Consider the following 20,940-nt stretch of genomic DNA (forward strand, 5'->3'; position numbering starts at 1 on the left):
GGGCGCGCCTACTCGGCCAGCCTGCGGAAGCGCCAGGCGACCCGGATGCCGTCGCCGGCCGTGAGGTGGAGCACGATCTGCTCGGTGCGGCGGGCGCCGTTGAGGGCGGCGAAGAACACGCTCTCCTCGATCACCGGATCGATCTCGTCGGCCTCGAACAGCCAGGGGGCGCCGGCCCCGGCGAGGCGCACGCCGCGCCCGATCCGGCTCGCCCGCACGGTCGGGTGGAGATGGAAGCGGATCGCCGCCTCGACCGGGCCGCGGGGACCGGCCGGATCCTGCACGAAGCCGTCATGGCCCTCGAGCAGGGCCCCGTCGGAATGCAGGCGCCAGCGCCGCTCGTGCCGCAGGCCGAGAACCGGGACGTAGCCGTCGTGGCGGGCAGCGAGCACGCTCGCTCCGGCCGGGTCGCTGCCGCGCTCGACCGTGACCTCGGCCGGCCCGCGCACCACGATCGGCCCCATCCGGCGGGTCAGCCACGTCGCGAGGGGATGGATCAGGCCAGGCTGCGACAGGCCGACGAAGCGGCACGAGGAGGTGTCGGCGAGGCAGGCGGTGGAATGCGCCGCGGTGGTGCGGGCGAGCGCCCGCATCTCCTCGCCGGTGGCCGGCATGCCGCAATTCACCACCAGCCGCTGCGGCCCGCAGGACAGCTCGAACGACAGGCAGCCCGCCCCGGCATTCGCCGAATAGGCCGGCGGCGGCGCCGCCCCGATATCGGCCACCACCAGGGTGCCGCCCCCGCCCTCGAGCCGGGCGTAGCCGGTCTGCGGCGCGTGCATCAGGGGCCGGGCGAGCGCCCCGTCATAGACCAGCAGGGTCGCGAGCTGGTCTGCGGCGGTCGCCCCCATGCCGTTGTGGTGGCCGAGCGAGGCGTCGCCGTGACGCAGGAGGCGCAGGAGCGGCAGCATCCGGTCGATGGCGTTGAGCAGCGCCTCCGGCGGAGCGATGTCGCGGCTCAGGAAGCTCTGGCGCAGGGGCAGGAGGTCGAGGAGCAGGTCCTTGCCGAAGCCCGGATCGCGGCTGCGATGGCCGCCATCGGGCAGGATCTGGCGGGTCAACTCGCGGTGCAGGAGCCGGGTGCCCCGGCGCAGCACCGGCTCGAACCCCTCGCAGCACAGGCCCGCATAGGCGAGCGCCACCGCGGCGACGAGGCGGTCGCGGGGCAGGACGCCGCGGCGCAGGGCCCGGTCGAGGGCGCGGGTGCAGCGCCCGACCTGCCGCAGGAAGGCCTGGTAGAAGGCGTGGTCGGCCCCCTCCAGCACCAGCGGCGACTGGCACAGCAGCGAGATCAGGCGGCGCGCCACCACCGCCGGGCGCTGCGCCAGGGCCGGGTCGCCGCGGCCGGCCATGAAGTCCTGCACGAAGGTGCGGGCGTTGGCGCGGGCCAGCGCGCTCTCGGCGGCCCGCAGGTGGCGCAGCCAGCCGAAGCCGTAGAGTTCCTCGCCCCATTGGGCCGAGGGCGGCGCGAAGTCGAACGGCGAGCGCCCGCCGGTGGCGAGCGCCCGTCCGGCGAACACGAACAGGCCGGCATAGATGTCGGCCGCGATGGTGGGGTCGCTGGTGCGCAGGTCCTGCGGCGCGATCACCAGGCCGGTCGGGCGCAGGCGCGCCAGAGCCGAGGGGCGCGACGTCGCGCGGACCGCGGCACCCCGCACCATGCGCCCCGCCTCGCGCCCGACGAGCCGGTAGAACCGCCAGCGGTCAGGCCCCCACCCCACGCCACCTCCTGCCCGGCCGCCCATCGCCACTCGTTGCCATCGTCAGGAGGCGGCCGCCCTCGTCAAGGAATGGTCAAGGATCATCGCGGGGTCAAACCGTCCGGCCGGCCCGTGAACAGGTTCCGCGTCTCCCCGACGCCCCGGCCGTTACGCCTCGCGCCGCTCCAGGCGCACGGCGTAGAAGCCGTCGAGACCGCCGCGGCCCTCGTCGGACCAGTGCGACGGCAGGGTGCGCAGGTCGCCGGACGCGGTGACGAGGGCCGCGTCGCCGACCTCCTCGGGGGTGATCGGGCGCCGGACGAAGTCCGGGTGGCGCGCGAGGAAGGCCCCGGCCTGGCCCTCGCCCTCCTCCGGCTCGAGCGAGCAGGTGCAGTAGACGAGGCGCCCGCCCGGGCGGGTGAGCCGCGCCGCCTTGTCGAGGAGCCGGCGCTGCAGCCCGACGAGGCGCATCAGGTCGGCCTCGTTCTTCGCCCACGGCACGTCGGGGTGGCGCCGAACCGTGCCGGTGGCGCTGCACGGCGCGTCGAGCAGCACCGCGTCGAAGGGCTGGTCCTCGGGAAGCGCCAGCGCGTCGACCGCCTGCACGTCGGCGCTGAGACCGAGCCGGGCGAGGTTGGCTTCCAGCCGGCGCAGGCGCGGCGCCGAGCGGTCGACCGCCAGCACCGCGGCGCCGGCGGCGGCGAGCTGCGCGGTCTTGCCGCCGGGGGCGGCGCAGAGATCGACCACCCGCTCGCCGGGCCGCACCGCGAGGAGATGGGCCGGGAAGGCCGCGGCGGCGTCCTGCACCCACCACGTGCCGTCCTGGAAGCCCGGCAGCTCGGGCACCGGGGTGCGGGCATCGTCGAGGCGCAGGCTCAGCGACCCCGGCAGGCGCCGTCCGTCGAGACCCTCGGGGATCGGCGCACCGGGACGCAGGGTCAGGTCGAGCCCGGCCCCGCGGGCATTGGCGGCCGCGATGGCGCGCGCGGTCTCCTCGCCGTAGGCGGCGATCCAGCGGCGTGCCAGCCAGTCCGGCGTGTTGAGCCGCAGGGGATCGGCCTCGCCCTCGCGCAGGATGTCGTCGCGCTCGCGGGCGATCCGGCGCAGGACCGCGTTGGCGAGGCCGGCGAGGTGCTGCAGCCCGGGATCGGACTTGGCCAGGCGCACCGCGAGATCGACCGCGGCGTGGTCCTGGACGTTGAGATAGAGGATCTGCGCCGCGCCGGTGGCGAGCAGCGCGACGAGGCCCGGCTGGTCGTCCGGCAGGCCCCGGGCGAGACGCTGGTGCAGGGCGTGGCGGATCACCCCGAGATGCCGGAACGTCGTGGTGGCGATGGCGCGGGCGAGGCCGGCATCCTGCGGCGGCAGCACCGCCCGCTGCACCGCCGGCTCGATCGCGTCCTCGAGCGCCGTGCCGCGGTTCTTGCCGAGCAGGTCCGCCACGGTTCCCCAGGCGAGACGCCGCGCCGGCAATCCTGCGACCTGGCCGGCGCCCTCGGTGTGCTGTCCGTCCATCCCTGCTCCCCCGCGACCCATGCGCGGATGATGAGTCCGCTGCCGGACCCGACCTTGACGCTGCCGCCCGCGCCCTCCACCTCGGAGGGATCGGCGGCCTGTGCGCCGGGGGTGGCATCCGCCCGCCCGAGATGCAAGCGCCGCGACAGCCGAGGCAGCGAGAGTCGACCGATGAGCGAGAGCGAGGCCATTCCCCGCAAGCCCCTCACCCCGGCGGCGCAACGCGCCCTCGCCGAGGCCGAGGCGCGCCGGACGGCGATCGACGCCAAGGCCGAGGAGGTCCGGCGCGAGCGCGAGATCAACGGGCGCGGCGGCCTCGAGCCGGTGCGCTACGACGATTGGGAAGTGAAGGGTCTGGCGACCGACTTCTGAGGGGGCGACGATGGGCTTGCTCGACGGCCTGCTCGGCCATGGCAGCGATGCGGCACCGGAAGCGGTGGCGCAGGAACTCGACGGGATGCTGGTCCCGGGCGAGACCGTGCAGGTGGCGTTCCGGGTGATCCGCGACCTGATGGTCTTCACCGACCGGCGGATGATCCTGATCGACAAGCAGGGCGTGACCGGCCGCAAGGTGTCGTACCTGACCGTGCCCTACCGGGCAATCACCTCGTTCTCGATCGAGAATGCCGGCAGCTTCGATTTCGATTCGGAATTGTCGATCTGGGTCTCGGGCCGGCCGGAGCCGATCACCCGCACGCTCAAGCGCGGGGCCGACATCCGCGGGATCCAGCGAGCGATCGCCGCGACGTTGCGCTGAGCGACGGCGCGGAGGCGTCGGCTCGCCCGACCGGCGAAACCCGACATCCTCCGCGCCAGTCCGGGCTTCCGGTCCGCGGCCCCGGGATCACGCGCAGGACGTCGTGTGCGTCGGGACCGGCGTGAACAGGCCCGACGACGCGGTCAGCGCGTCACCACCACGGTGGTGCCGACCTGGACGCGGCCGTAGAGGTCGGCGACATCCTGGTTGAACATCCGGATGCAGCCATAGGACGCGAAGGTGCCGATCGAGCCAGGCCGGTTGGTGCCGTGGATCGCGTACTCGCCCCGGTCGAGGGTGAGCGCCGCGACGCCCATCGGGTTGCTCGGCGAGCCGCCGGCGATCACCTCGGGAAGGCGAGGATTGTCCCGCCTCACCTCGTCGGGCGGCGACCAGGCCGGCCGCAGGTACTTGCCGTCGATGCGGGCATAGCCCGTCCACTGCTTGCCGGCCTTGCCGACCGCCACGGGATAGCGGATCGCCGTCCCGTCGCCGTTGACGAAGTACAGCCGCCGCTCGGCGGTGCGGACCACCACCGTGCCGGCCTCCGCCGCCGCCGCGTCGAACGCGACCAGCTCCCGCGCCACGGCCGGACCGGCCGCCAGCATCGCCGCGACGAACGCCGCCGCGGCCCATCCACTCTGCTTGTGCATCCCTGCGGTCCTCGAGCGTGACCTTGTTGAGCCAAGCGATAATCCGCCCGGAAACCTGTCGTTCCGGTTGGCAAAGATGCTTGCCGGGGGGTGAAGGCCGTGGGGATGCGCGGGAGCGTTAAGGAGAGGTGTGCGCGACGCCTGAACCCTTCCCCCTTTCAGGGCAGGGTTGGGCGCCGCGCGTCCGGAGGCCTCACACCACCCGCAGCGGCTTCTCCAGCACCCGCAGCACCTGCGCGAGATCGTGCCCGCGCTTCAGGATGCGGCCGGTCTCGGCGATCACCGCGTAGGCGCCCTGGCGGCGGGCGAGGCGGGGATCCTTCTCGATGCGGTAGAGCGGCCGCTCGGAGGTGCGGCGGTGGATGGCGAACACCGCCTTCTCGCGGGTGAAGTCGATCGTGTAGTCCCGCCACTCGCCCTCCGAGACCATGCGGCCATAGAGGTTCAGGATGACGCGCAGCTCGTCGCGATGGAATGACACCTGCGGTGCGGCGCGCGGGAACGGAACCACATGAGCTCCGGCGCCGGCGCTCCGGCTATCGGTCGTCTCTCCCTCGCTCATCGCTCCTCCTGTCCGTCGGGGTGGCTCGAAGCCTGTCGGGGTGATTCGCGCCGGACACGGCGCGCATGAGCCGGCAAACGGCCGGTCGGACCATGATGGGATCGGTGAAACGGCCTCGCAAGGGTTGCGCTGGAGCGACAGCGTCCAGTTATCGTCGCGACACGGAACGGAAACGCCTGGGAAAGGGCGGAACCGCCTACAAAATGCCGCAATCGCGCCGCGCGCCGGCCTTGATGCGCGCGCAAGACAGGTCGACCTCATGGCCCGGCCCGCCGGTCGTTCCGGTACCCAGCCCCCCAGCCTCCGGAAGGCCGGCGGTCCGGGCCACCTCCGAGGTTTCGAGACCCAAACCACTTCAGGGCCGCCTCCGCATGGAGCGCGGTCCTTTTTTGAGCCGCCGGTTACGGCTGCATCCACATCTGCGCCGCGAGCGCCCGGGCCCGGGCGACCCGGATGTGATCGAGCGTCGAGAACCCGATCACCAGGGCCCCGGCCAGCAGGGCGACCGGCAGCGCGAGCGCCAGGAAACGGTTCTGCCGCGGCGGCGTGGTCATGCATCCTCCTCCCATTCGTCCGGCGGGGCGCGCCTCAGGGAACGCCCTCGGCCCTCCCTGGTGCCAGCCGGGGCGCGGGGCGCCAAGGGGGGATGCGGGGCGTCAGCCCGCGAGCGGCGCGAAGAAGCAGATGACGGTGCCGCCATTGTGGCACCAATGGTAGCCCCCGTCCTTGCTCGGGCGCACCTTGGCCAGCGGCACGAAGATCCCGTGCGTCCGGTAGCCGCCCGGCACCTCGACGGCGTCGGAGATCGGCTCGCAATCCTGATCCGAGCAGCATTCGAAGGGGTACCAGGAATGCGTCGGCTGGACGAGGGAGAGCGCGGCGACGGCGAGGGCGACCTTCATGGACGGCGTACCTCCTGCGACGGAATCCGGACCGGGCGGGACCGGACGGCGGGAGCGGCACGCCACGTGCCAGACCGGGACGCGTCATCGGCGCGCAGGCCCGTCCTCCCGCGATCCGGCGCGTCCGGTGCGCCTTCTCGGGCATCGATCATCGCGCCGCAGGCCCCGGAAGAAAACGTCTCCGATTGCATGGGATGGATTTCGAGGCCGGAATCAGGGCAGACCCGCCCGATGCGCCCGTTCGATGCCCGCCACGCCGCCCGCTATCCCGTCGTCATCGGCTGCGACGAGGTCGGCCGCGGCGCCCTGTGCGGCCCGGTGATCGTGGCGGCGGTGCATTTCGATCCCGCCGCCCTGGCCCCGGACCTGCTGGAGGCCCTCGACGACAGCAAGCGCCTCGACGCCGCCACCCGGGAGCGCCTGGCGCCGCGGATCCGGTCGGCGGCCCGCGTGGCGCTGGCGGGCGCCTCGCGCGACCTGATCGACCGCATCAACGTGCGCGCCGCCACTCTCGACGCGATGCGCCGGGCGGTCGTCGGGCTCGGGATCGCCGCCGAGGTGGCCGTGGACGGGCGCGACGTGCCCCCCGGCCTGTCCGTGCCCGGCCGCGCCGTCGTCGGCGGCGACCGGCTGGTGCCGCAGATCGCCGCCGCCTCGATCGTCGCCAAGGTGGTGCGCGACCAGCTGATGCGGGCGCTGGCCTTGCGCCACCCGGCCTATGCGTGGGAGCGCAACGTCGGCTACGGCACCGCCGCGCACCGGGCCGCGATGGCGGGGCAAGGCCTCACCCGGCACCATCGCCTCAGCTTCAAGTCGCGCGCCTCGTGACGTCGTCCATGCGCCGCCCGCGCTTCCGCTCGGGCCCGGGAGCGTCGTAAGCTCCCGTCGACGCGCAACGAGCCGAACGGCCGGCGCCACCAGGGAGGACGATCCGCGTGAGCACCTTCAGCCAAGGGGCTGCCCGATGAGGCCGATGTCGCGCCGGGTGATGAACCTCGCCCATTCCCTCACCCAGGCCGCTGCGCGCCACCCCGATCGCCCGGCCATCCGGTGGGGCGAGCGGAGCTGGACCTGGGCGGCCTTCGATGCCCGGGTCTCGGGCCTCGCGCATGCGCTCGCGGCCCGCGGGATCCGCAAGGGCGACCGCCTGCTGGTCCATGCCCGCAACGGCAACGCGATCCTGGAGATCATGTATGCGGCGTTCCGGCTCGGCGCCGTGTTCGTGCCGACGAACTTCCGGCTGATGCCGGACGACGTCGCCTACCTCGCCGGGCAATCGGGCGCCGCCGCCTTCCTGTGCCACGCCGACTACCCCGACCACGTCGCCGCCGTACGCGCCGCCTGCCCGTCCCTGCGCCACGTCGTCGTCATCGGCGAGGGCCCGGCCGGGGGCGAGGCCTACGAGGACCTGCTCGCCGAGGGCATGGGCCGGCAGACCGCGAACGCGGCGGTCGAGCACGACGATCCGTGCTGGTTCTTCTACACCTCCGGCACCACCGGCAAGCCGAAGGCCGCGGTGCTCACCCACGGCCAGATGGCCTTCGTGATCACCAACCACCTCTGCGACCTGATGCCGGGCACGAGCGCGGAGACCGATGCCTCGCTGGTGGTGGCACCGCTCTCGCACGGGGCCGGGGTGCACGCGGTGGCGCAGGTCGCCCGCGCGGTGACCTCGGTGCTGCCGGCCTCCGAGCGCTTCGACGCGGCTGAGGTCTGGGGCCTGGTGGCGCGCCACCGCATCACCAACATGTTCACCGTGCCGACGATCCTCAAGATGATGGTCGAGCATCCGGCGGTCGACGCGAACGACCATTCGTCCCTGCGCTACATCATCTATGCCGGCGCGCCGATGTACCGCGAGGACCAGAAGCGGGCGTTGCGCACTCTCGGCAAGGTGATCGTGCAGTATTTCGGCCTCGGGGAGGTCACCGGCAACATCACGGTGCTGCCCCCCGCCCTGCACGAGGCGGAGGACGGGCCGGGGGTGAGGATCGGCACCTGCGGGTTCGAGCGGACCGGGATGCAGGTGCAGATCCAGGACCCGGAAGGGCGCGAGGTCGGTCCCGGCGAGACCGGCGAGATCTGCGTCTGCGGGCCGGCGGTGTTCGCCGGCTACTGGGAGAACCCCAAGGCCAATGCCGAGGCGTTTCGCGACGGCTGGTTCCGCACCGGCGACCTCGGCACCCTCGATGCCGAGCGATTCCTCACCATCACCGGCCGCGCCTCCGACATGTACATCTCGGGCGGCTCGAACATCTATCCGCGCGAGATCGAGGAGAAGATCCTGGCCCATCCGGCGGTGGCCGAGACGGCGGTACTCGGCGTGCCGGACCCGACCTGGGGCGAGATCGGCATCGCGGTCTGCGTGCCCCGCGAAGGCATGGCGCTGTCGGAGGAGGACGTGATGGCGTTCCTGTTCGACAAGGTCGCCCGCTACAAGCTGCCCCGCCGGGTCATCCTGCGCGAGTCGCTGCCGAAATCCGGCTACGGCAAGATCACCAAGAAGATGGTGCGCGAGGAGCTGGAGGCCGCAGGTCTTCTCGGCGAGAGGGCACAGAAGTGAGCGCTGCCCCGATGCGGTCCGGGACCCCGCCCTTCGCCACCCTGGCGCAGCCAGGCCCCCTGCGGGCGGAGCGCTGGCTCGCCGCAGGCGGTTCGCTGATCCACCGCCCTCTCGACCTCGCGCCGGGGCGCACGCTCCTCGACGCCCTCGCGGGCTCCCTCGGCGAGGCCGGGATGCGCGGCGGCGTCGTGCACCTGACGGGCGGGAGCTTCGCGCCCTTCGCCTACGTGATGCCGGCCCTCTCGGCCGAACCGCGTTACGCCGCCTATTACAGCGAGACCTTCCGGCCCGGGGGCGAGACCCGGCTGGAGCGGGCGAGCGCCACCTTCGGCGAGCGCGACGGCGCGGCCTTCCTGCACATTCACGGCACCTGGATCGAGGCCGACGGGCGCCGCCGCGCCGGCCACCTGCTGCCGGCGGAGGTCGTGGTGTCCGAACCGGTCCGGGCCGAGGCCTGGGGCACGGCGGAGGCCGCCTGGCGGGTCGAGCCGGATGCCGAGACCAACTTCTCGCTGTTCACCCCCGCGGGTCCCGGGGCGGATGCGCCGGCCTGCCTGCTGCTGAAGATCCAGCCGAACGAGGAGATCCACGCCGCCATCGAGGCGGCGGCCCGCGCGCACGGCGTCGCGGCGGCGCGGGTGCGGGGCATCGGCAGCATCGTCCGGCCGACCTTCGCCGACGGGCGGGCGATCCCGACCGATGCGAGCGAGGTGCTGATCCGCGACGGGTCCGTGCGGCCAGGGCCGGATGGCCGGCTGGCGGCGCATCTCGACATCGCGGTGGTGGATGTTGCGGGCGGCATCCACGAAGGCGTCCTGCGTCGCGGCGCCAACGCCGCCTGCATCACCTTCGAGCTGTGCCTGACGGCGGAATGAGGCCGTCGCGCTCGACGGCGTAGACGTGGACGCGTTCGTCGCGGGCCCGGGCCGGCGCGTGGATCACCGCCTCGCCCTGAAAGGTCATGCCGCAGGCCCGCATCACCGCGAACGAGCCTGCATTCCCCGGCTGGGCGCTGGCCTCGACCCGGTCGAGATCGAGCCATGCGACGGCGGCCGGCAGCAGGGCGGCGGCCGCCTCGCGCAAGTAGCCGCGACGCTGATGCGGCTCGCCGAGCCAGTAGCCGAGGGTGGCTGTCCGTGGGTCCTCGCGGGTCCGGTGCAGCATGATCCAGCCAAGGAGCTCGCCCCTGTCGCGGGCGGTCACCGCGAGGGAGAGCGCCTGCCCGGACGCGGCGAGGGCGCGCGCCATGGCGATCCGCTCCCGCGCCCTCGCGACGGTGAAGGGCAGCGGCCACATCGCGAGCCACCGGCTGACGGCCGGGGTCATCAGGGCGCTGGTCGCCTCGGCATCCTCAGGGGCAACGAGGCGCAGGTGGAGGCGGGGCGTGTCGAGGGCGAGTGAAGGGGCGCCGGTCATGGCGTCAGGGTAGCAGGGATCGCCGTTCGGGACATGCCACCCTGCCACTGTCTCGGCGGCGCCACATCGGGCGACGCGCCCCTCAAAACAAGCTGTACTGACCGCCCACCCCCACCGGCACGCTGAACAGATCAGCCCGCAACCGCACCCGCTCCGCCGGGTACCCGAGCCGCGCCATCGCCACCCGCATCCGCTGATCGAGCAGGTCCGCGTAGGGCCCGGTCCCGGTGAAGCGCCGCCCATACGTCGCGTCGTAGACCTTGCCGCCCCGGGCTTGGGCGAGCAGCGAGAAGGCCCGCCCGGCCTTGTCGGGGTAATGCTCGGCGAACCAGTCGCGCATCAGGTCGGCGAGTTCGTGCGGCAGGCGCAGCAGCACGCCGCCGGCCTCGCTCGCCCCGGCCTCCCGGGCCCGGGCCAGCACGTTTTCGAGCTCGTGGTCGTTGAGGCCCGGGATCAGCGGCGCCACCAGCACCATCACGGGCACGCCGGCCTCGGCCAGCGCCCGGATCGCCGCCAGGCGCTTCTCGGGCCTCGGCGCCCGGGGCTCCATCCGTCGGGCGAGGTCGGGGTCGAGGGTGGTGACCGAGAGCGCGACCTTCACCAGCCCGTTGCGCGCCATCGGCGTCAGGATATCGAGGTCCCGCAGCACGAGGTCGGACTTCGTGACGAGGCCGACCGGGTGGCGGAAGCGGGCCAGCACCTCCAGCACCCCTCGCGTCAGGCGGTAGCGTCGCTCGATCGGCTGGTAGGGATCGGTCGCGGTGCCCAGCGCGATGGTGCGGGGCGTGTAGCCGCGGGCCGAAAGCTCCCGTTCCAGCAGGGACGCGGCGTCGGGCTTGGCGAACAGCTTCGTCTCGAAGTCGAGCCCCGGCGAGAGGCCCGCATAGGCGTGGTTCGGCCGGGCGAAGCAGTAGACGCAGCCATGCTCGCAGCCGCGATACGGATTGATCGAGCGGTCGAATCCGATATCGGGCGATGTGTTGCGGGTGATGATGCTGCGCGCCCGCTCCATCGTCACCTCGGTGCGCAGCGGCCGCAGGTCCTCCTCGAGCTCCCAGCCATCCGCGAAGGCCTCGCGGTCGGCGGCCTCGAACCGGCCGGTCGGGTTGGCGGTGGCGCCGCGCCCGCGGCGGCTCGCCGCCGCCGGGGTCGATCCGGCGAGGCGCCCTCCCTGCCGCCCGCATCCCGCTTCCATTCCGACCTCCGTGCCGTTCACGCTCAAGATTGGAACAAAGCAGGAACAATCACAAGAGCCCATGGAAATGCCAACGATCGAGGCAGGACGGAACGCCTCCCATCCGCTATGGCGCGATCATGTTCACCGCTGCCATCCATCTCCCCGGCGCGATCGACCCGGATCGCATCGACGCCCTCGCCGACACCCTCGCCGCCCTGGTGGCCGGCGTCGCGGCGGGGGTGGTGGGCGATGCGGTCATCACGACGGCGCATCCGGACGACCCGGAGGTCGCCACCATGGCGGAGAGCACCGGCGCGGCCCTGGTGGCGCGGGGCGGGAGTCCCTGGGTCGAGGCGGCGCGCGTCGCCCGGAGACCCTGGATGCTGTGCCTGGAGGCCGGCGACGTACCGGCGGCGGGGTGGATCCGGATCCTCGACCGGTTCGGCGCCACCGGGTCCATCCACTCGGTCGGCCGATTGCGGCGCCCGCACGCGCCCCTGTTCGAGCGGATCGCCGGCCGGCGCGAGGCGCTGACCGGGACGCGCCAGGTGCGGGCGGGCGATCTCGCGCCGGTGCAGACCGTGCGGGCGGGCCTGCCGCTGCGCGCCCGCCTGCCGGTCAGGTCCCTGCGGGCTTCGCTGCTGCGGGGCTAGCCGCTCCGCGCTTCAGGTGCTCGTCGAGACGCGGCATGATCTCGACGAAGTTGCACGGCCGGTGCCGGTAGTCGAGCTGAGCCGCCAGGATCCCGTCCCAGGCGTCGCGGCAGGCGCCGGGCGAGCCCGGCAGCACGAACACGTAGGTGGCGTTCACCACCCCGGCGGTCGCCCGCGATTGCAGCGTCGAGGTGCCGATCTTGTCGTAGGAGATGCGGTGGAAGATGGCGGAGAAGCCGTCCATCCGCTTCTCGAACAGCGGCTCCAGGGCCTCCGGCGTCACGTCGCGGCCGGTGAAGCCGGTGCCGCCGGTGGTGATCACGACGTCGACCCCCGGATCTTGCGCCCAGGCGGTCACCTGGGCGCGGATCGCCTCGACGTCGTCCGGCACGATCGCCCGGGCTGCGAGGCGGTGGCCGGCCGCGCTCAGCCGCTCCGCCAGCGTATCGCCGGAGCGGTCGTCGGCGCGGGTGCGGGTATCGGAAACCGTCAGCACCGCGACCGAGAGCGGCACGAACTCCCGGGCGAAGTCGAGGCGGGCTTGGTCGAGACTTGCCATCACAGCTGCGAGGCCCGGAAGGTGTCGCAGGACTGGGTCTGGCCGCTGCGATAGCCGGTCTGGAACCAGCGCATCCGCTGCGCCGAGGAGCCGTGGGTGAAGGAATCCGGCACGACGTAGCCCTGGCTCTGCTTCTGCAGCTTGTCGTCGCCGATGGCGCTGGCCGCCTGCATCGCTTCCTCGATGTCGCCGGGCTCGAGCGCATTGAAGCGGTCGTTCGAGTTCTTGGCCCAGACGCCGGCGAGGCAATCGGCCATCAACTCGACGCGGACCGAGAGGGCGTTCGACTCGCGCTCGCCGACCTGCTGCTGCTTGCGCTGGACCTTCGGCAGGATGCCGAGCACATCCTGGACGTGGTGGCCGACCTCGTGGGCGATCACGTAGGCGTAGGCGAAGTCGCCCTTCACGTGGAACTTCTGCTCCATCTCCTTGAAGAAGGAGGTATCGAGATAGACCTTTTTGTCGAGCGGGCAGTAGAACGGGCCCATCGCCGCCCGGGCCTGGCCGCAGCCGCTGCGGGTGCCGCCGGTATAGAGCACCATCGTGGTCGGGGTGTATTGCCGGCCGGTCTGGTTCGGCAGCACCTGGCTCCAGACGTCCTCGGTGTTGCCGAGAATCGCGGCGGCGAACTTGCCGGTCTGGTCGGACGGCGCCCCGGTGCGCCGGTCGGGCTGGCGGCCCTGCGGCTGGCTCTGTTCCTGGGGCGCGCGCTGGCGCGTCACGGTTTCGGCGCCGCCGATCAGGATCGCCGGGTTGATGCCGGTGACCCAGCCGATGATGCACAGAATCACGATCGTGCCGATGCCGAGGCCCCCGGCCCCACCGCCGGGGAACCCGAATCCGCCGCCGCCACCGCCCTCGCCGCGGCGGTCTTCGACGTTGTCGGAGGAGCGAAAATCTTCCCAGCGCATGTCAGCGTCCCGTCGGCCCGTGAACCTTGGCCGCGACGGCTACGCGGCGCAGGCCCGAGGCTCAAGAGTAATCGACCAGGACCGGCACGGTTCCGCTTCGTCGCGCCGGCCGACGGTCAGCGCCCGCCCTCGTCGAGGGCGGCGCGCAGGGCCCGGAAGTCGCGCCAGGCGAGGCGTTTCTGCAGCGGCTGGCGCAGCAGGTAGGCCGGGTGCAGGGTGGCGAGCAGCCGGATCTCGCGCCGCCCGGTGCGATAGGGAAACCAGCGCCCGCGGGACTTGAGGATGCCGTCCTTGGTGCCGGCGAGCGCCTGGGTCGCGACGCCGCCGAGGCAGACCAGGATGTCGGGATCGGCCAGCGCGATCTGCCGCTCGATGAACGGCTTGCAGGTCGCGAGTTCCTGCGGGGTCGGGTTGCGGTTGCCCGGCGGGCGCCACGGCACGACGTTGCCGACATAGGCGTTGGTGCGGTCGAGGCCGACCGCCGCCATCATCCGGTCGAGGAGCTGGCCCGAACGGCCCATGAACGGCTTGCCGACCCGGTCCTCGTCGGCCCCCGGCGCCTCGCCGACGAACATCACCCTGGCTTGCGGGTTCCCGTCGGCGAAGACGAGGTTCTTGGCGGTGAAGCGCAGGGCGCAGCTCTCGAACTGGCCGAGCAGGCCTTCCAGCTCCTCCAGGCTCGCGGCGGTGGCGGCCAGTTCCCGCGCGTCCCCCGCGGCCTCGCCCGGGGCGGCGGCGGCGGAGCGGCCGTAGGTGCTGGGTGCTTCCGGGCGAACCGTTTCCTGGCGAACCGTTTCCTGGCGAACGGCTTCCTGTCGTGGAACCTCCGCGCGCGGAGCGTCCTGCCGGGGTGGGGGCGCGGCCCGGGCCAGCTCGGGCGTTGGCTCGGACGGACGCATCGGCGCATCGGCCTCCGCCCGCGCGGCGCGGCGCGGCGCCTCGGGCTCGGCGAAGCGGTCATGCGGCGTCTCGTCCAGCACCGCATCGACGCCCGCCGCGACGTGGAAGTCGAGGAAGGAGAGCAGGTCGCGGCTGTCGGGAGCGTCGGCTGTCATCTGCGTGATGTGGCGTCTCGCGCGGGTGTGGACAACCGGCGCGACACGGCGCCCACACGCATTCTCGTGCGGGCGAGGCCGCGCGGGTGCTTGCACCCGGGGACACGCCGTCGCACGGTCCCGGCCAACGGACCGCTTGAGGCGGCCCGAGATCGTTTATATGTGAACTATCAGACGACCAGGGGAGGACCAGGATGGAGCTGCCGGAACGCGAGGCGATGGACTTCGACGTGGTGATCGTCGGAGCGGGCCCGGCCGGGCTGGCTGCCGCCATCCAGCTCAAGCAGCTCGCGACGGAAGCCGGCACCGAGGTGTCGGTGGTGGTGGTCGAGAAGGGGAGCGAGGTCGGCGCCCACATCCTGTCCGGCGCCGTGGTCGACCCGAGCGGCCTCGACAGCCTCGTGCCCGGCTGGCGCGAGGATCCGGACCGCCCCCTCAAGACCGAGGTGGTGAAGGACGAGTTCATGTTCCTCGGGCCGGCCGGCGGCATCGCGCTGCCGAACGTCGCCTTCCCGAAGCTGATGAGCAACCACGGCAACTTCGTCGGTTCGCTCTCCAACGTGACGAAGTATCTCGGCCGCAAGGCGGAGGAACTCGGCGTCGAGATCTATCCGGGCTTCCCGGCCGCCGAGATCCTCTATGACGAGGCGGGCGCCGTGGCCGGCATCGCCACCGGCGATCTCGGCATCGCCCGCTCGGGCGAGGCGCGGGACGACTTCACCCGCGGCATGGAGTTGCGCGCCAAGTACACGGTGTTCGGCGAGGGTGCCCGCGGCTCGCTGACCAAGAAGCTGATCGACCGCTACCGCCTCAACCAGCATTCCGACCACCAGAAGTACGGGCTCGGCGTCAAGGAGCTGTGGCAGGTCAAGCCGGAGAAGTTCCGGCCGGGGCTGGTGCAGCATTCGATGGGCTGGCCGCTGCCGAACAAGGCCGGCGGCGGCTCCTGGCTCTACCATTTCGACGATCACCTGGTCTCGGTCGGGTTCGTCACGCACCTGAACTACGAGAACCCGACCCTGTCGCCGTTCGAGGAGTTCCAGCGCTTCAAGACCCACCCGATGATCCGCGACGTGTTCGAGGGCGCCAAGCGCATCGGTTACGGCGCGCGGGCCATCATGGAGGGCGGCTGGCAATCGGTGCCGAAGCTGGTCTTCCCGGGCGGCTGTCTCGTCGGCGACTCCGCCGGCTTCGTCAATGTGCCGCGGATCAAGGGCTCGCACAACGCGGTGCTCTCCGGGATGCAGGCCGCCGGCGCGATCCACGAGGCGCTGGCCGCCGGCCGGGCCCAGGACGAGCTGACCTCCTACGACGAGGGCTGGCGCGCGAGCCCGATCGGCTACGACCTCAAGCGGGTCCGCAACGTCAAGCCGCTGTGGTCCAAGTACGGCACCCTCGTCGGCGTGGGATTGGGGGGCCTCGACATGTGGCTCAACGAGCTCGCCGGCCTGTCCTTGTTCGGCACGCTCAGCCACGGCAAGCCGGATTATGCCTGCACCAAGCCGCTCAAGGACGTGAAGCCGATCAAGTATCCCAGGCCCGACGGGGTGCTGACCTTCGACCGCCTGTCGTCGGTCTACCTGTCGAACACCAACCACGAGGAGGACCAGCCGGTCCATCTTCAGGTCAAGGATATGGGCCTGCAGAAATCCTCCGAGCACGACGTGTTCGGCGGGCCGTCGAGCCGTTATTGCCCGGCCGGCGTCTACGAGTGGATCGAGGAGGGTGGTGCGCCGCGCTACCAGATCAACGCGCAGAACTGCGTCCACTGCAAGACCTGCGACATCAAGGACCCGAACCAGAACATCAACTGGGTCACGCCGGAAGGTCCCGGCGGTCCGAACTACGTGAATATGTAGGACGATGGGCGGGCCCCAAAGCAAGGCCCGCCCATTTCCATTGCGCGGGGTCGGTCAGGTTTCCTCGAGACGCACGCGAGACGCCGTCCTCACGCCGCCCTGACCGTCGTCAGAAACCGCCCCATCTCCCCGCGCAGGTGCTCGGACTGGCGAGCCAGCTCGCTCGCAGCCGCCAGAACCTGGCCCGCCGCCGCGCCCGTCGCGTCGGCCGCGCCTGCGACCGCGACGACGCCGCCCGTCACCTCGCCGGTGCCCTTGGCGGCTTCCGCGATGGTGCGGACGATCTCCTGCGTGGCCGCCCCCTGTTCCTCCACCGCCGCCGCGATGGCGGTGCTGGCGGCGCTGATCTCGCCGATCCGGCCGGTGATGCCGCCGATCGCCGCGACGGCCTGCTCGGTCGAGCCCTGGATGCGGACGATCTGGTCGGCGATCTCGGCGGTCGCGCGGCCGGTCTGGCCGGCCAGCGCCTTCACCTCGGCCGCCACCACGGCGAAGCCGCGTCCCGCGGCGCCGGCCCGCGCCGCCTCGATCGTGGCGTTGAGCGCGAGGAGATTGGTCTGGTCGGCGATCGACGCGATCAGCGCCAGCACATCGCCGATCCGCGCCGAGCCCTGGCGCAGTTCCTCGACGAGGCGGGTGGTCGCTCCGGCGGCCTCCGCGGCGGCCCGGGCCATCTCGGCCGAGGCGCCGACCCGGTGCGACGCCGCCGCCAGCGCGTCCCGGAACCCGGAGCCGAGGGCGGTCTCGGAGGCGCGGGCCTGGGCGAGCACCGCCTCGACCCGCCCGGCGAGGGACGAAAGGGCGCGGATCGGATCGACGGCGAGAGGCTGGCGCCCGGCGATCACGGCATTGAGCCGTCCCCGCTCGCGCCCGGCGAACTCGCCGGCATCCCACAGCGCCCGCTTGACGTCGAGGCCGTGATGGATCGGGCCCGGCACCGCGCCGGTGATGCCGGCCCGGACCGCGTCGAACAGAGCCTGCTGGTGAGCGATGAACCCCGTGGCGGCCGGGAACCACGCCGCCGCGAGATCCGGATCGGGGGTACCGGCGAGCACCCGGTCGACGCGTTGCCGCAGGGCCGCAAAGTCTCGCCTCGCCTGATCGAGATCGGCGAGCGGCGTCGTCACCGCCTCGTCGGTGTGCAGACGCTCCAGGGCCGCCGCGAGGTGCCGGTCGCCCGCCTCGCGGAGTGCCGACAGCGCCGGGCGCTCCGACGCCGCCGGCGGCTTGGCGATCCATCCATGGGTCAGCCCACGCTCGGCGGCCAGCGCCGCTGCCGCGGCGCCGAGGGCATCGGTCACCCGGTTGACCTCCGCCGCCCGCCGCATGACGTCGGCCCGCTGCCAGGCATCCCTGACCTGGAAGCCGGCCAGCCAGACCAGCAGACAGCCGATCAGGCCCAGGATGAGAAAAATCTGGTGACGCAACGACATGTCAGGCAGCTCTGGAGGGCGACTTGGCGCAGGCGGCGAGCGATCTGGCCCATCTGACGCGGCGATCACTTGAGATTGATGTTACAACCGGAGCCCGGGGCGACCTTACGGTCAGATGCATTCTCCCGTGCCCGGCCGGCCCGCCGGGCCGCCCGGGTGCCCCCGACACATCGCCGCCGCCGTTTGGTCTTGCCGCTGCCCCGCGCAGGGTCCAATGTCGCGCCGATTTCGCGTGCCGGCGCCGCGGCCGGCGCGACCACGGAGCCACGAGTTTGGTGCTCAAGACCCGAATCCCCGCCCCCCGCCGCGGTGGCGCGCTCGCCGCGCTGGCCCTGTTCCTCGCCGCCTCGACGGCGCCGGCCCTCGCCGCGCGGCTGCCGGTGCGCGAGGTGGCGCCACCGCAATCCTACGAGCCGGCGGATTCGCTGGAAGGCAACTTCCTGGCGGCCTACATCGCCGGGGCCTCCCGCGACACCGCCGCGGCCGCCACCTATTACCGCGAGGCGGTGAAGGGCGACCCGCGCAACGCCGAGCTCCTCGAACGCTCCTTCGTGGCGCTCCTGGCCGACGGCTCGCTGCCCGAGGCGTTCCGGGCCGCCGAGAAGCTGACGCAGCGCGACGGCGCCAACGGCCTCGCCCAGCTTGCGCTCGGCGTGCAGAAGATCAAGGCCAAGCAATTCGCGGCGGCGCGCCAGAACTTGCAGCGCGGCGGCAAGGGCGCGGCGGCCGACCTGACCTCCACGCTCCTGACCGCATGGTCCTATGCCGGGGCCGGCGAAGGCAAGAAGGCGCTCGAGACCATCAACAAGCTCAAGGGCGAGCGCTACTACAACGTCTTCCGCGACTACCATGCGGGACTGATCGCGGCGCTGGTCGGCGACAAGGTCGAGGCCGAGCGCCGGCTGAAATCGGCCTACGATTCCGACCGCAACACCCTGCGCATCGTCGATGCCTACGGCCGGTTCGAGGCCGAGTCGGGCCGGCCCGACCTCGCGGTGGCGGCCTACCAGGAATTCGACAACGTCCTGCCGCGCCATCCGATCGTGCGCGACGCCCTCGACAAGCTGAAGGCCGGCAAGCCGCTCACGCCGCTGATCAATTCGGCCCAGGAAGGCGCCGCGGAGGTGCTCTACGGCCTCGGCTCGGCCGGGACCTCGCAGGGCGACGAGCTGCCGGCGGTGGTGTATCTTCGCCTCGCGCTCTACCTCGCCCCCGAGCATTCCCTGGCGCTCCTGACGCTCGCCGACACGCTCGAGCGGATGAAGGCGCCCGAACGGGCGAACGAGGTCTTCGCCCGCATGCCGGCGAGTTCGCCGCTCAAGCTCAACGCCGACATCCAGATCGGCCTCAACCTCGAGCAGATGGGCAAGGGCGACGAGGCGATCGCCCACCTGGATCAGGTCGCCAAGACCTATCCCAATGACATCGACGTGATCTCAGCGCTCGGCAACGTCCAGCGCTCGCGCAAGAAATACGCCGAATCGGCCCAGACCTACACCAAGGCGATCGACCTGATCGGCGACCAGCCGGCGCGCAACTACTGGACCCTGTACTACTTCCGCGGCACGTCCTACGAGCGTGCCAAGGAATGGCCGAAGGCCGAGGCCGACCTGAAGAAGGCGCTGGAGCTGGTGCCGGCGACGCAGCCGAACGGCCGCGCCCAGGTGCTGAACTACCTCGCCTATTCCTGGGTCGACCAGAACATGAATATCGACGAGGCATTCCGGATGCTCAAGCAGGCGGTCGACCTGCAGCCGCGCGACGGGATGATCATCGACAGCCTCGGCTGGGCCTATTACCGCCTCGGCCGCTGGGACGATGCGGTGCGGGAGCTCGAGAAGGCGATCGAGCTGAAGCCCGGAGACCCGACCATCAACGACCACCTCGGCGACGCCTATTGGCGCTCCGGCCGGCGGCTCGAGGGCAAGTTCCAGTGGCAGCACGCCAAGGACCTGAACCCCGAGCCGGAGGACCTGGCGAAGATCGAGGCGAAGCTGAAGGACGGCCTGCCAGAGCTGGAGAAGCCCGCCGCCACCGCCGAGACCCAGCCCGCGCCCCAGCCGGAGATGCCGAAGGGCGCCCCGGCCCCGACCGAGCCGCCGGCGATGGGCACGGAGACGAAGAGCGGCGGCTGACGCCTCTCCGCCTGTCCGTTCGAGAGTGAGATCGCGGGCGCGGTGCCGGACAGGCGCCGCGCCCCTTAGCCGTTCGAGAGACGACGACGTGCCTGCCCTCGCCACCCGCGCGCCCGCCAAGATCAACCTGACCCTGCACGTCCTCGGCCGCCGTCCCGGAGACGGCTACCACGCCCTCGAGAGCCTGGTCGTGTTCGCGGGGTCGAACGCGGGCGATCTCCTGACCCTCGAACCCGGTCCGGCCCTCGCCCTCGCGGTGACCGGTCCGACCGCAGGTCCGGCCGGCCCGACCGACGACAACCTGGTGATGCGGGCCGCGCGCCACCTCGCCGCCGCGGTGCCGGGGCTCACGCTCGGCCGGTTCCGGCTGGTCAAGCGCCTGCCGGTGGCAGCCGGGATCGGCGGCGGCTCGTCCGACGCGGCGGCGGCCCTGCGGCTGCTCGGCCGTCTCAACGGCCTCGCCCCCGACCACCCGGCTCTGATGGAGGCGGCGCGCCGTACCGGCGCCGACGTGCCGGTCTGCCTCGATCCGCGGGCCCGGATGATGTGCGGCGCCGGGGAGGCGGTCGGCCCGGCCCTCGCCCTGCCGCCGGTGCCGGCGGTGCTGATCAATCCCGGCGTGCCGGTCGAGACGGCGCCGGTCTTCCGCGCCCTCGGGCTCAAGGTCGGCGAGGCGCATCCCCGCGCCGCGGAGGCGCATCCGGACGTGACGGGCGGCGATCTCGATGCCCTGGTCGCCCGCATCGCGCCGGCCCGCAACGACCTCGAAGCTCCTGCCCTCACGGTCGCGCCGGTGATCGGCGACACCCTGGCGGCGCTCCGCGACCAGGCGGATTGCCGGCTCGCGCGGATGTCGGGATCGGGCGCCACGGTGTTCGGGCTGTTCGGCCACCGCTCCGCGGCGGTGCGGGCGGCGCGGGCGCTCGCGGGGGCGCAGCCGGGCTGGTGGGTGCGGGCGACATTGCTGCGCTGAGGACCAGCCGCGCTCAGGGGCGACGGCATCGATCAATCGTGGTCAACTGGTTTTCACGGCAGGACGTTCCGGTCTAAGAGGACGGCCGCTGACCTTGCGTCGGCCGAGGCGCCCGAC

General features: G+C 72.4%; 21 protein-coding genes. 9 read left to right on the plus strand and 12 right to left on the minus strand.

Annotated features, from left to right (window positions below; all coding sequences use genetic code 11):
• Positions 1 to 8 precede the first annotated feature (8 nt).
• Positions 9 to 1,721 carry a heparinase II/III family protein gene (locus FF100_RS24800; RefSeq protein ID WP_139038448.1) on the minus strand — a complete coding sequence of 571 codons (1,713 nt, stop codon included), beginning with the start codon at positions 1,719 to 1,721 and terminating at the stop codon, positions 9 to 11.
• Positions 1,722 to 1,868: 147 nt separating this feature from the next.
• Positions 1,869 to 3,215, minus strand: coding sequence for an RsmB/NOP family class I SAM-dependent RNA methyltransferase (locus FF100_RS24805; RefSeq protein ID WP_139038449.1), 1,347 nt, complete (start codon positions 3,213 to 3,215; stop codon positions 1,869 to 1,871).
• 171 nt (positions 3,216 to 3,386) lie between these two features.
• On the opposite strand from FF100_RS24805, the gene FF100_RS24810 reads away from it, so the two are divergent.
• The gene (locus FF100_RS24810; RefSeq protein WP_139038450.1) at positions 3,387 to 3,587 is read left to right on the plus strand and encodes a DUF1674 domain-containing protein; all 201 of its coding nucleotides are present in this window, start codon (positions 3,387 to 3,389) and stop codon (positions 3,585 to 3,587) included.
• A 10-nt stretch (positions 3,588 to 3,597) separates the two neighbouring features.
• Positions 3,598 to 3,972 carry a PH domain-containing protein gene (locus tag FF100_RS24815; protein ID WP_139038451.1) on the plus strand — a complete coding sequence of 125 codons (375 nt, stop codon included), beginning with the start codon at positions 3,598 to 3,600 and terminating at the stop codon, positions 3,970 to 3,972.
• A 143-nt stretch (positions 3,973 to 4,115) separates the two neighbouring features.
• On the opposite strand, the gene FF100_RS24820 is transcribed toward FF100_RS24815, so the two are convergent.
• The 4 genes from FF100_RS24820 to FF100_RS24830 all read right to left on the minus strand — a co-directional run bounded on the left by FF100_RS24820 (position 4,116) and on the right by FF100_RS24830 (position 6,089).
• Positions 4,116 to 4,625, minus strand: coding sequence for a L,D-transpeptidase (locus FF100_RS24820; RefSeq protein ID WP_139038452.1), 510 nt, complete (start codon positions 4,623 to 4,625; stop codon positions 4,116 to 4,118).
• Positions 4,626 to 4,818: 193 nt separating this feature from the next.
• Positions 4,819 to 5,187 carry a DUF2794 domain-containing protein gene (locus FF100_RS24825; protein WP_139038453.1) on the minus strand — a complete coding sequence of 123 codons (369 nt, stop codon included), beginning with the start codon at positions 5,185 to 5,187 and terminating at the stop codon, positions 4,819 to 4,821.
• A gap of 401 nt (positions 5,188 to 5,588) precedes the next feature.
• Positions 5,589 to 5,741, minus strand: coding sequence for a hypothetical protein (locus tag FF100_RS37285; protein WP_171070318.1), 153 nt, complete (start codon positions 5,739 to 5,741; stop codon positions 5,589 to 5,591).
• Between the two features lie 102 nt (positions 5,742 to 5,843).
• A complete protein-coding gene (locus tag FF100_RS24830) occupies positions 5,844 to 6,089 on the minus strand; it encodes a hypothetical protein (RefSeq protein WP_139038454.1) in 246 nt (81 codons plus the stop codon).
• Between the two features lie 231 nt (positions 6,090 to 6,320).
• On the opposite strand from FF100_RS24830, the gene FF100_RS24835 reads away from it, so the two are divergent.
• The 3 genes from FF100_RS24835 (at position 6,321) to FF100_RS24845 (ending at position 9,527) form a co-directional block, all read left to right on the plus strand.
• Positions 6,321 to 6,917, plus strand: a complete 597-nt coding sequence (locus tag FF100_RS24835; RefSeq protein WP_139038455.1) for a ribonuclease HII — start codon at positions 6,321 to 6,323, stop codon at positions 6,915 to 6,917.
• Between the two features lie 136 nt (positions 6,918 to 7,053).
• Positions 7,054 to 8,652: an acyl-CoA synthetase gene (locus tag FF100_RS24840; RefSeq protein WP_139038456.1), complete on the plus strand. Its 1,599-nt coding sequence runs from the start codon at positions 7,054 to 7,056 to the stop codon at positions 8,650 to 8,652.
• Between the two features lie 11 nt (positions 8,653 to 8,663).
• The gene (locus tag FF100_RS24845; protein WP_139038457.1) at positions 8,664 to 9,527 is read left to right on the plus strand and encodes a PCC domain-containing protein; all 864 of its coding nucleotides are present in this window, start codon (positions 8,664 to 8,666) and stop codon (positions 9,525 to 9,527) included.
• Here FF100_RS24845 and FF100_RS24850 read toward each other — a convergent pair.
• Both FF100_RS24850 and FF100_RS24855 read right to left on the minus strand, forming a co-directional pair.
• On the minus strand, positions 9,496 to 10,068 hold the full coding sequence (locus FF100_RS24850) for a GNAT family N-acetyltransferase (protein WP_139038458.1): 573 nt from the start codon (positions 10,066 to 10,068) through the stop codon (positions 9,496 to 9,498). The genes FF100_RS24845 and FF100_RS24850 overlap by 32 nt on opposite strands.
• Positions 10,069 to 10,150: 82 nt before the next feature.
• Positions 10,151 to 11,263 (minus strand): PA0069 family radical SAM protein, encoded by a 1,113-nt coding sequence (locus tag FF100_RS24855; protein ID WP_139038459.1) that lies wholly within the window; start codon positions 11,261 to 11,263, stop codon positions 10,151 to 10,153.
• Positions 11,264 to 11,382: 119 nt separating this feature from the next.
• Between FF100_RS24855 and FF100_RS24860 the strand changes: the two genes are divergently transcribed.
• Positions 11,383 to 11,898, plus strand: a complete 516-nt coding sequence (locus FF100_RS24860) for a hypothetical protein (RefSeq protein WP_139038460.1) — start codon at positions 11,383 to 11,385, stop codon at positions 11,896 to 11,898.
• Here the strand turns inward: FF100_RS24860 and moaB are convergent.
• From moaB to FF100_RS24875, 3 genes are all read right to left on the minus strand, one after another.
• A complete protein-coding gene (gene moaB / locus FF100_RS24865) occupies positions 11,864 to 12,457 on the minus strand; it encodes a molybdenum cofactor biosynthesis protein B (protein WP_139038461.1) in 594 nt (197 codons plus the stop codon). The genes FF100_RS24860 and moaB overlap by 35 nt on opposite strands.
• On the minus strand, positions 12,457 to 13,368 hold the full coding sequence (gene ypfJ / locus FF100_RS24870; RefSeq protein WP_139038462.1) for a KPN_02809 family neutral zinc metallopeptidase: 912 nt from the start codon (positions 13,366 to 13,368) through the stop codon (positions 12,457 to 12,459). The genes moaB and ypfJ overlap by 1 nt, the downstream gene beginning before the upstream one ends.
• A 116-nt stretch (positions 13,369 to 13,484) precedes the next feature.
• On the minus strand, positions 13,485 to 14,423 hold the full coding sequence (locus tag FF100_RS24875; RefSeq protein WP_139038463.1) for a uracil-DNA glycosylase: 939 nt from the start codon (positions 14,421 to 14,423) through the stop codon (positions 13,485 to 13,487).
• Between the two features lie 194 nt (positions 14,424 to 14,617).
• On the opposite strand from FF100_RS24875, the gene FF100_RS24880 reads away from it, so the two are divergent.
• Entirely contained in the window at positions 14,618 to 16,282 is a 1,665-nt protein-coding gene (locus FF100_RS24880; RefSeq protein ID WP_139038464.1) for an electron transfer flavoprotein-ubiquinone oxidoreductase, read from the plus strand.
• 89 nt (positions 16,283 to 16,371) lie between these two features.
• On the opposite strand, the gene FF100_RS24885 is transcribed toward FF100_RS24880, so the two are convergent.
• Positions 16,372 to 17,715, minus strand: coding sequence for a methyl-accepting chemotaxis protein (locus FF100_RS24885; protein WP_139038465.1), 1,344 nt, complete (start codon positions 17,713 to 17,715; stop codon positions 16,372 to 16,374).
• Positions 17,716 to 17,990: 275 nt separating this feature from the next.
• Between FF100_RS24885 and FF100_RS24890 the strand changes: the two genes are divergently transcribed.
• Both FF100_RS24890 and FF100_RS24895 read left to right on the plus strand, forming a co-directional pair.
• The gene (locus FF100_RS24890) at positions 17,991 to 19,850 is read left to right on the plus strand and encodes a tetratricopeptide repeat protein (RefSeq protein WP_171070319.1); all 1,860 of its coding nucleotides are present in this window, start codon (positions 17,991 to 17,993) and stop codon (positions 19,848 to 19,850) included.
• An 88-nt stretch (positions 19,851 to 19,938) separates the two neighbouring features.
• Entirely contained in the window at positions 19,939 to 20,823 is an 885-nt protein-coding gene (locus FF100_RS24895) for a 4-(cytidine 5'-diphospho)-2-C-methyl-D-erythritol kinase (protein WP_139038466.1), read from the plus strand.
• The last annotated feature ends 117 nt before the right edge of the window (positions 20,824 to 20,940 follow it).

The sequence above is a fragment of the Methylobacterium terricola genome (assembly GCF_006151805.1).
GTDB classification, from domain to species: Bacteria; Pseudomonadota; Alphaproteobacteria; order Rhizobiales; family Beijerinckiaceae; genus Methylobacterium; species Methylobacterium terricola.

Coding starts and splice junctions, on each gene's coding strand:
- FF100_RS24805 (WP_139038449.1), bottom strand. CDS start 3,215: ATGGACGGACAGCACACCGAGGGCGCCGGCCAGGTCGCAGGATTGCCG.
- FF100_RS24810 (WP_139038450.1), top strand. CDS start 3,387: ATGAGCGAGAGCGAGGCCATTCCCCGCAAGCCCCTCACCCCGGCGGCG.
- FF100_RS24815 (WP_139038451.1), top strand. CDS start 3,598: ATGGGCTTGCTCGACGGCCTGCTCGGCCATGGCAGCGATGCGGCACCG.
- FF100_RS24820 (WP_139038452.1), bottom strand. CDS start 4,625: ATGCACAAGCAGAGTGGATGGGCCGCGGCGGCGTTCGTCGCGGCGATG.
- FF100_RS24825 (WP_139038453.1), bottom strand. CDS start 5,187: ATGAGCGAGGGAGAGACGACCGATAGCCGGAGCGCCGGCGCCGGAGCT.
- FF100_RS37285 (WP_171070318.1), bottom strand. CDS start 5,741: ATGACCACGCCGCCGCGGCAGAACCGTTTCCTGGCGCTCGCGCTGCCG.
- FF100_RS24830 (WP_139038454.1), bottom strand. CDS start 6,089: ATGAAGGTCGCCCTCGCCGTCGCCGCGCTCTCCCTCGTCCAGCCGACG.
- FF100_RS24835 (WP_139038455.1), top strand. CDS start 6,321: ATGCGCCCGTTCGATGCCCGCCACGCCGCCCGCTATCCCGTCGTCATC.
- FF100_RS24840 (WP_139038456.1), top strand. CDS start 7,054: ATGAGGCCGATGTCGCGCCGGGTGATGAACCTCGCCCATTCCCTCACC.
- FF100_RS24845 (WP_139038457.1), top strand. CDS start 8,664: ATGCGGTCCGGGACCCCGCCCTTCGCCACCCTGGCGCAGCCAGGCCCC.
- FF100_RS24850 (WP_139038458.1), bottom strand. CDS start 10,068: ATGACCGGCGCCCCTTCACTCGCCCTCGACACGCCCCGCCTCCACCTG.
- FF100_RS24855 (WP_139038459.1), bottom strand. CDS start 11,263: ATGGAAGCGGGATGCGGGCGGCAGGGAGGGCGCCTCGCCGGATCGACC.
- FF100_RS24860 (WP_139038460.1), top strand. CDS start 11,383: ATGTTCACCGCTGCCATCCATCTCCCCGGCGCGATCGACCCGGATCGC.
- moaB (WP_139038461.1), bottom strand. CDS start 12,457: ATGGCAAGTCTCGACCAAGCCCGCCTCGACTTCGCCCGGGAGTTCGTG.
- ypfJ (WP_139038462.1), bottom strand. CDS start 13,368: ATGCGCTGGGAAGATTTTCGCTCCTCCGACAACGTCGAAGACCGCCGC.
- FF100_RS24875 (WP_139038463.1), bottom strand. CDS start 14,423: ATGACAGCCGACGCTCCCGACAGCCGCGACCTGCTCTCCTTCCTCGAC.
- FF100_RS24880 (WP_139038464.1), top strand. CDS start 14,618: ATGGAGCTGCCGGAACGCGAGGCGATGGACTTCGACGTGGTGATCGTC.
- FF100_RS24885 (WP_139038465.1), bottom strand. CDS start 17,715: ATGTCGTTGCGTCACCAGATTTTTCTCATCCTGGGCCTGATCGGCTGT.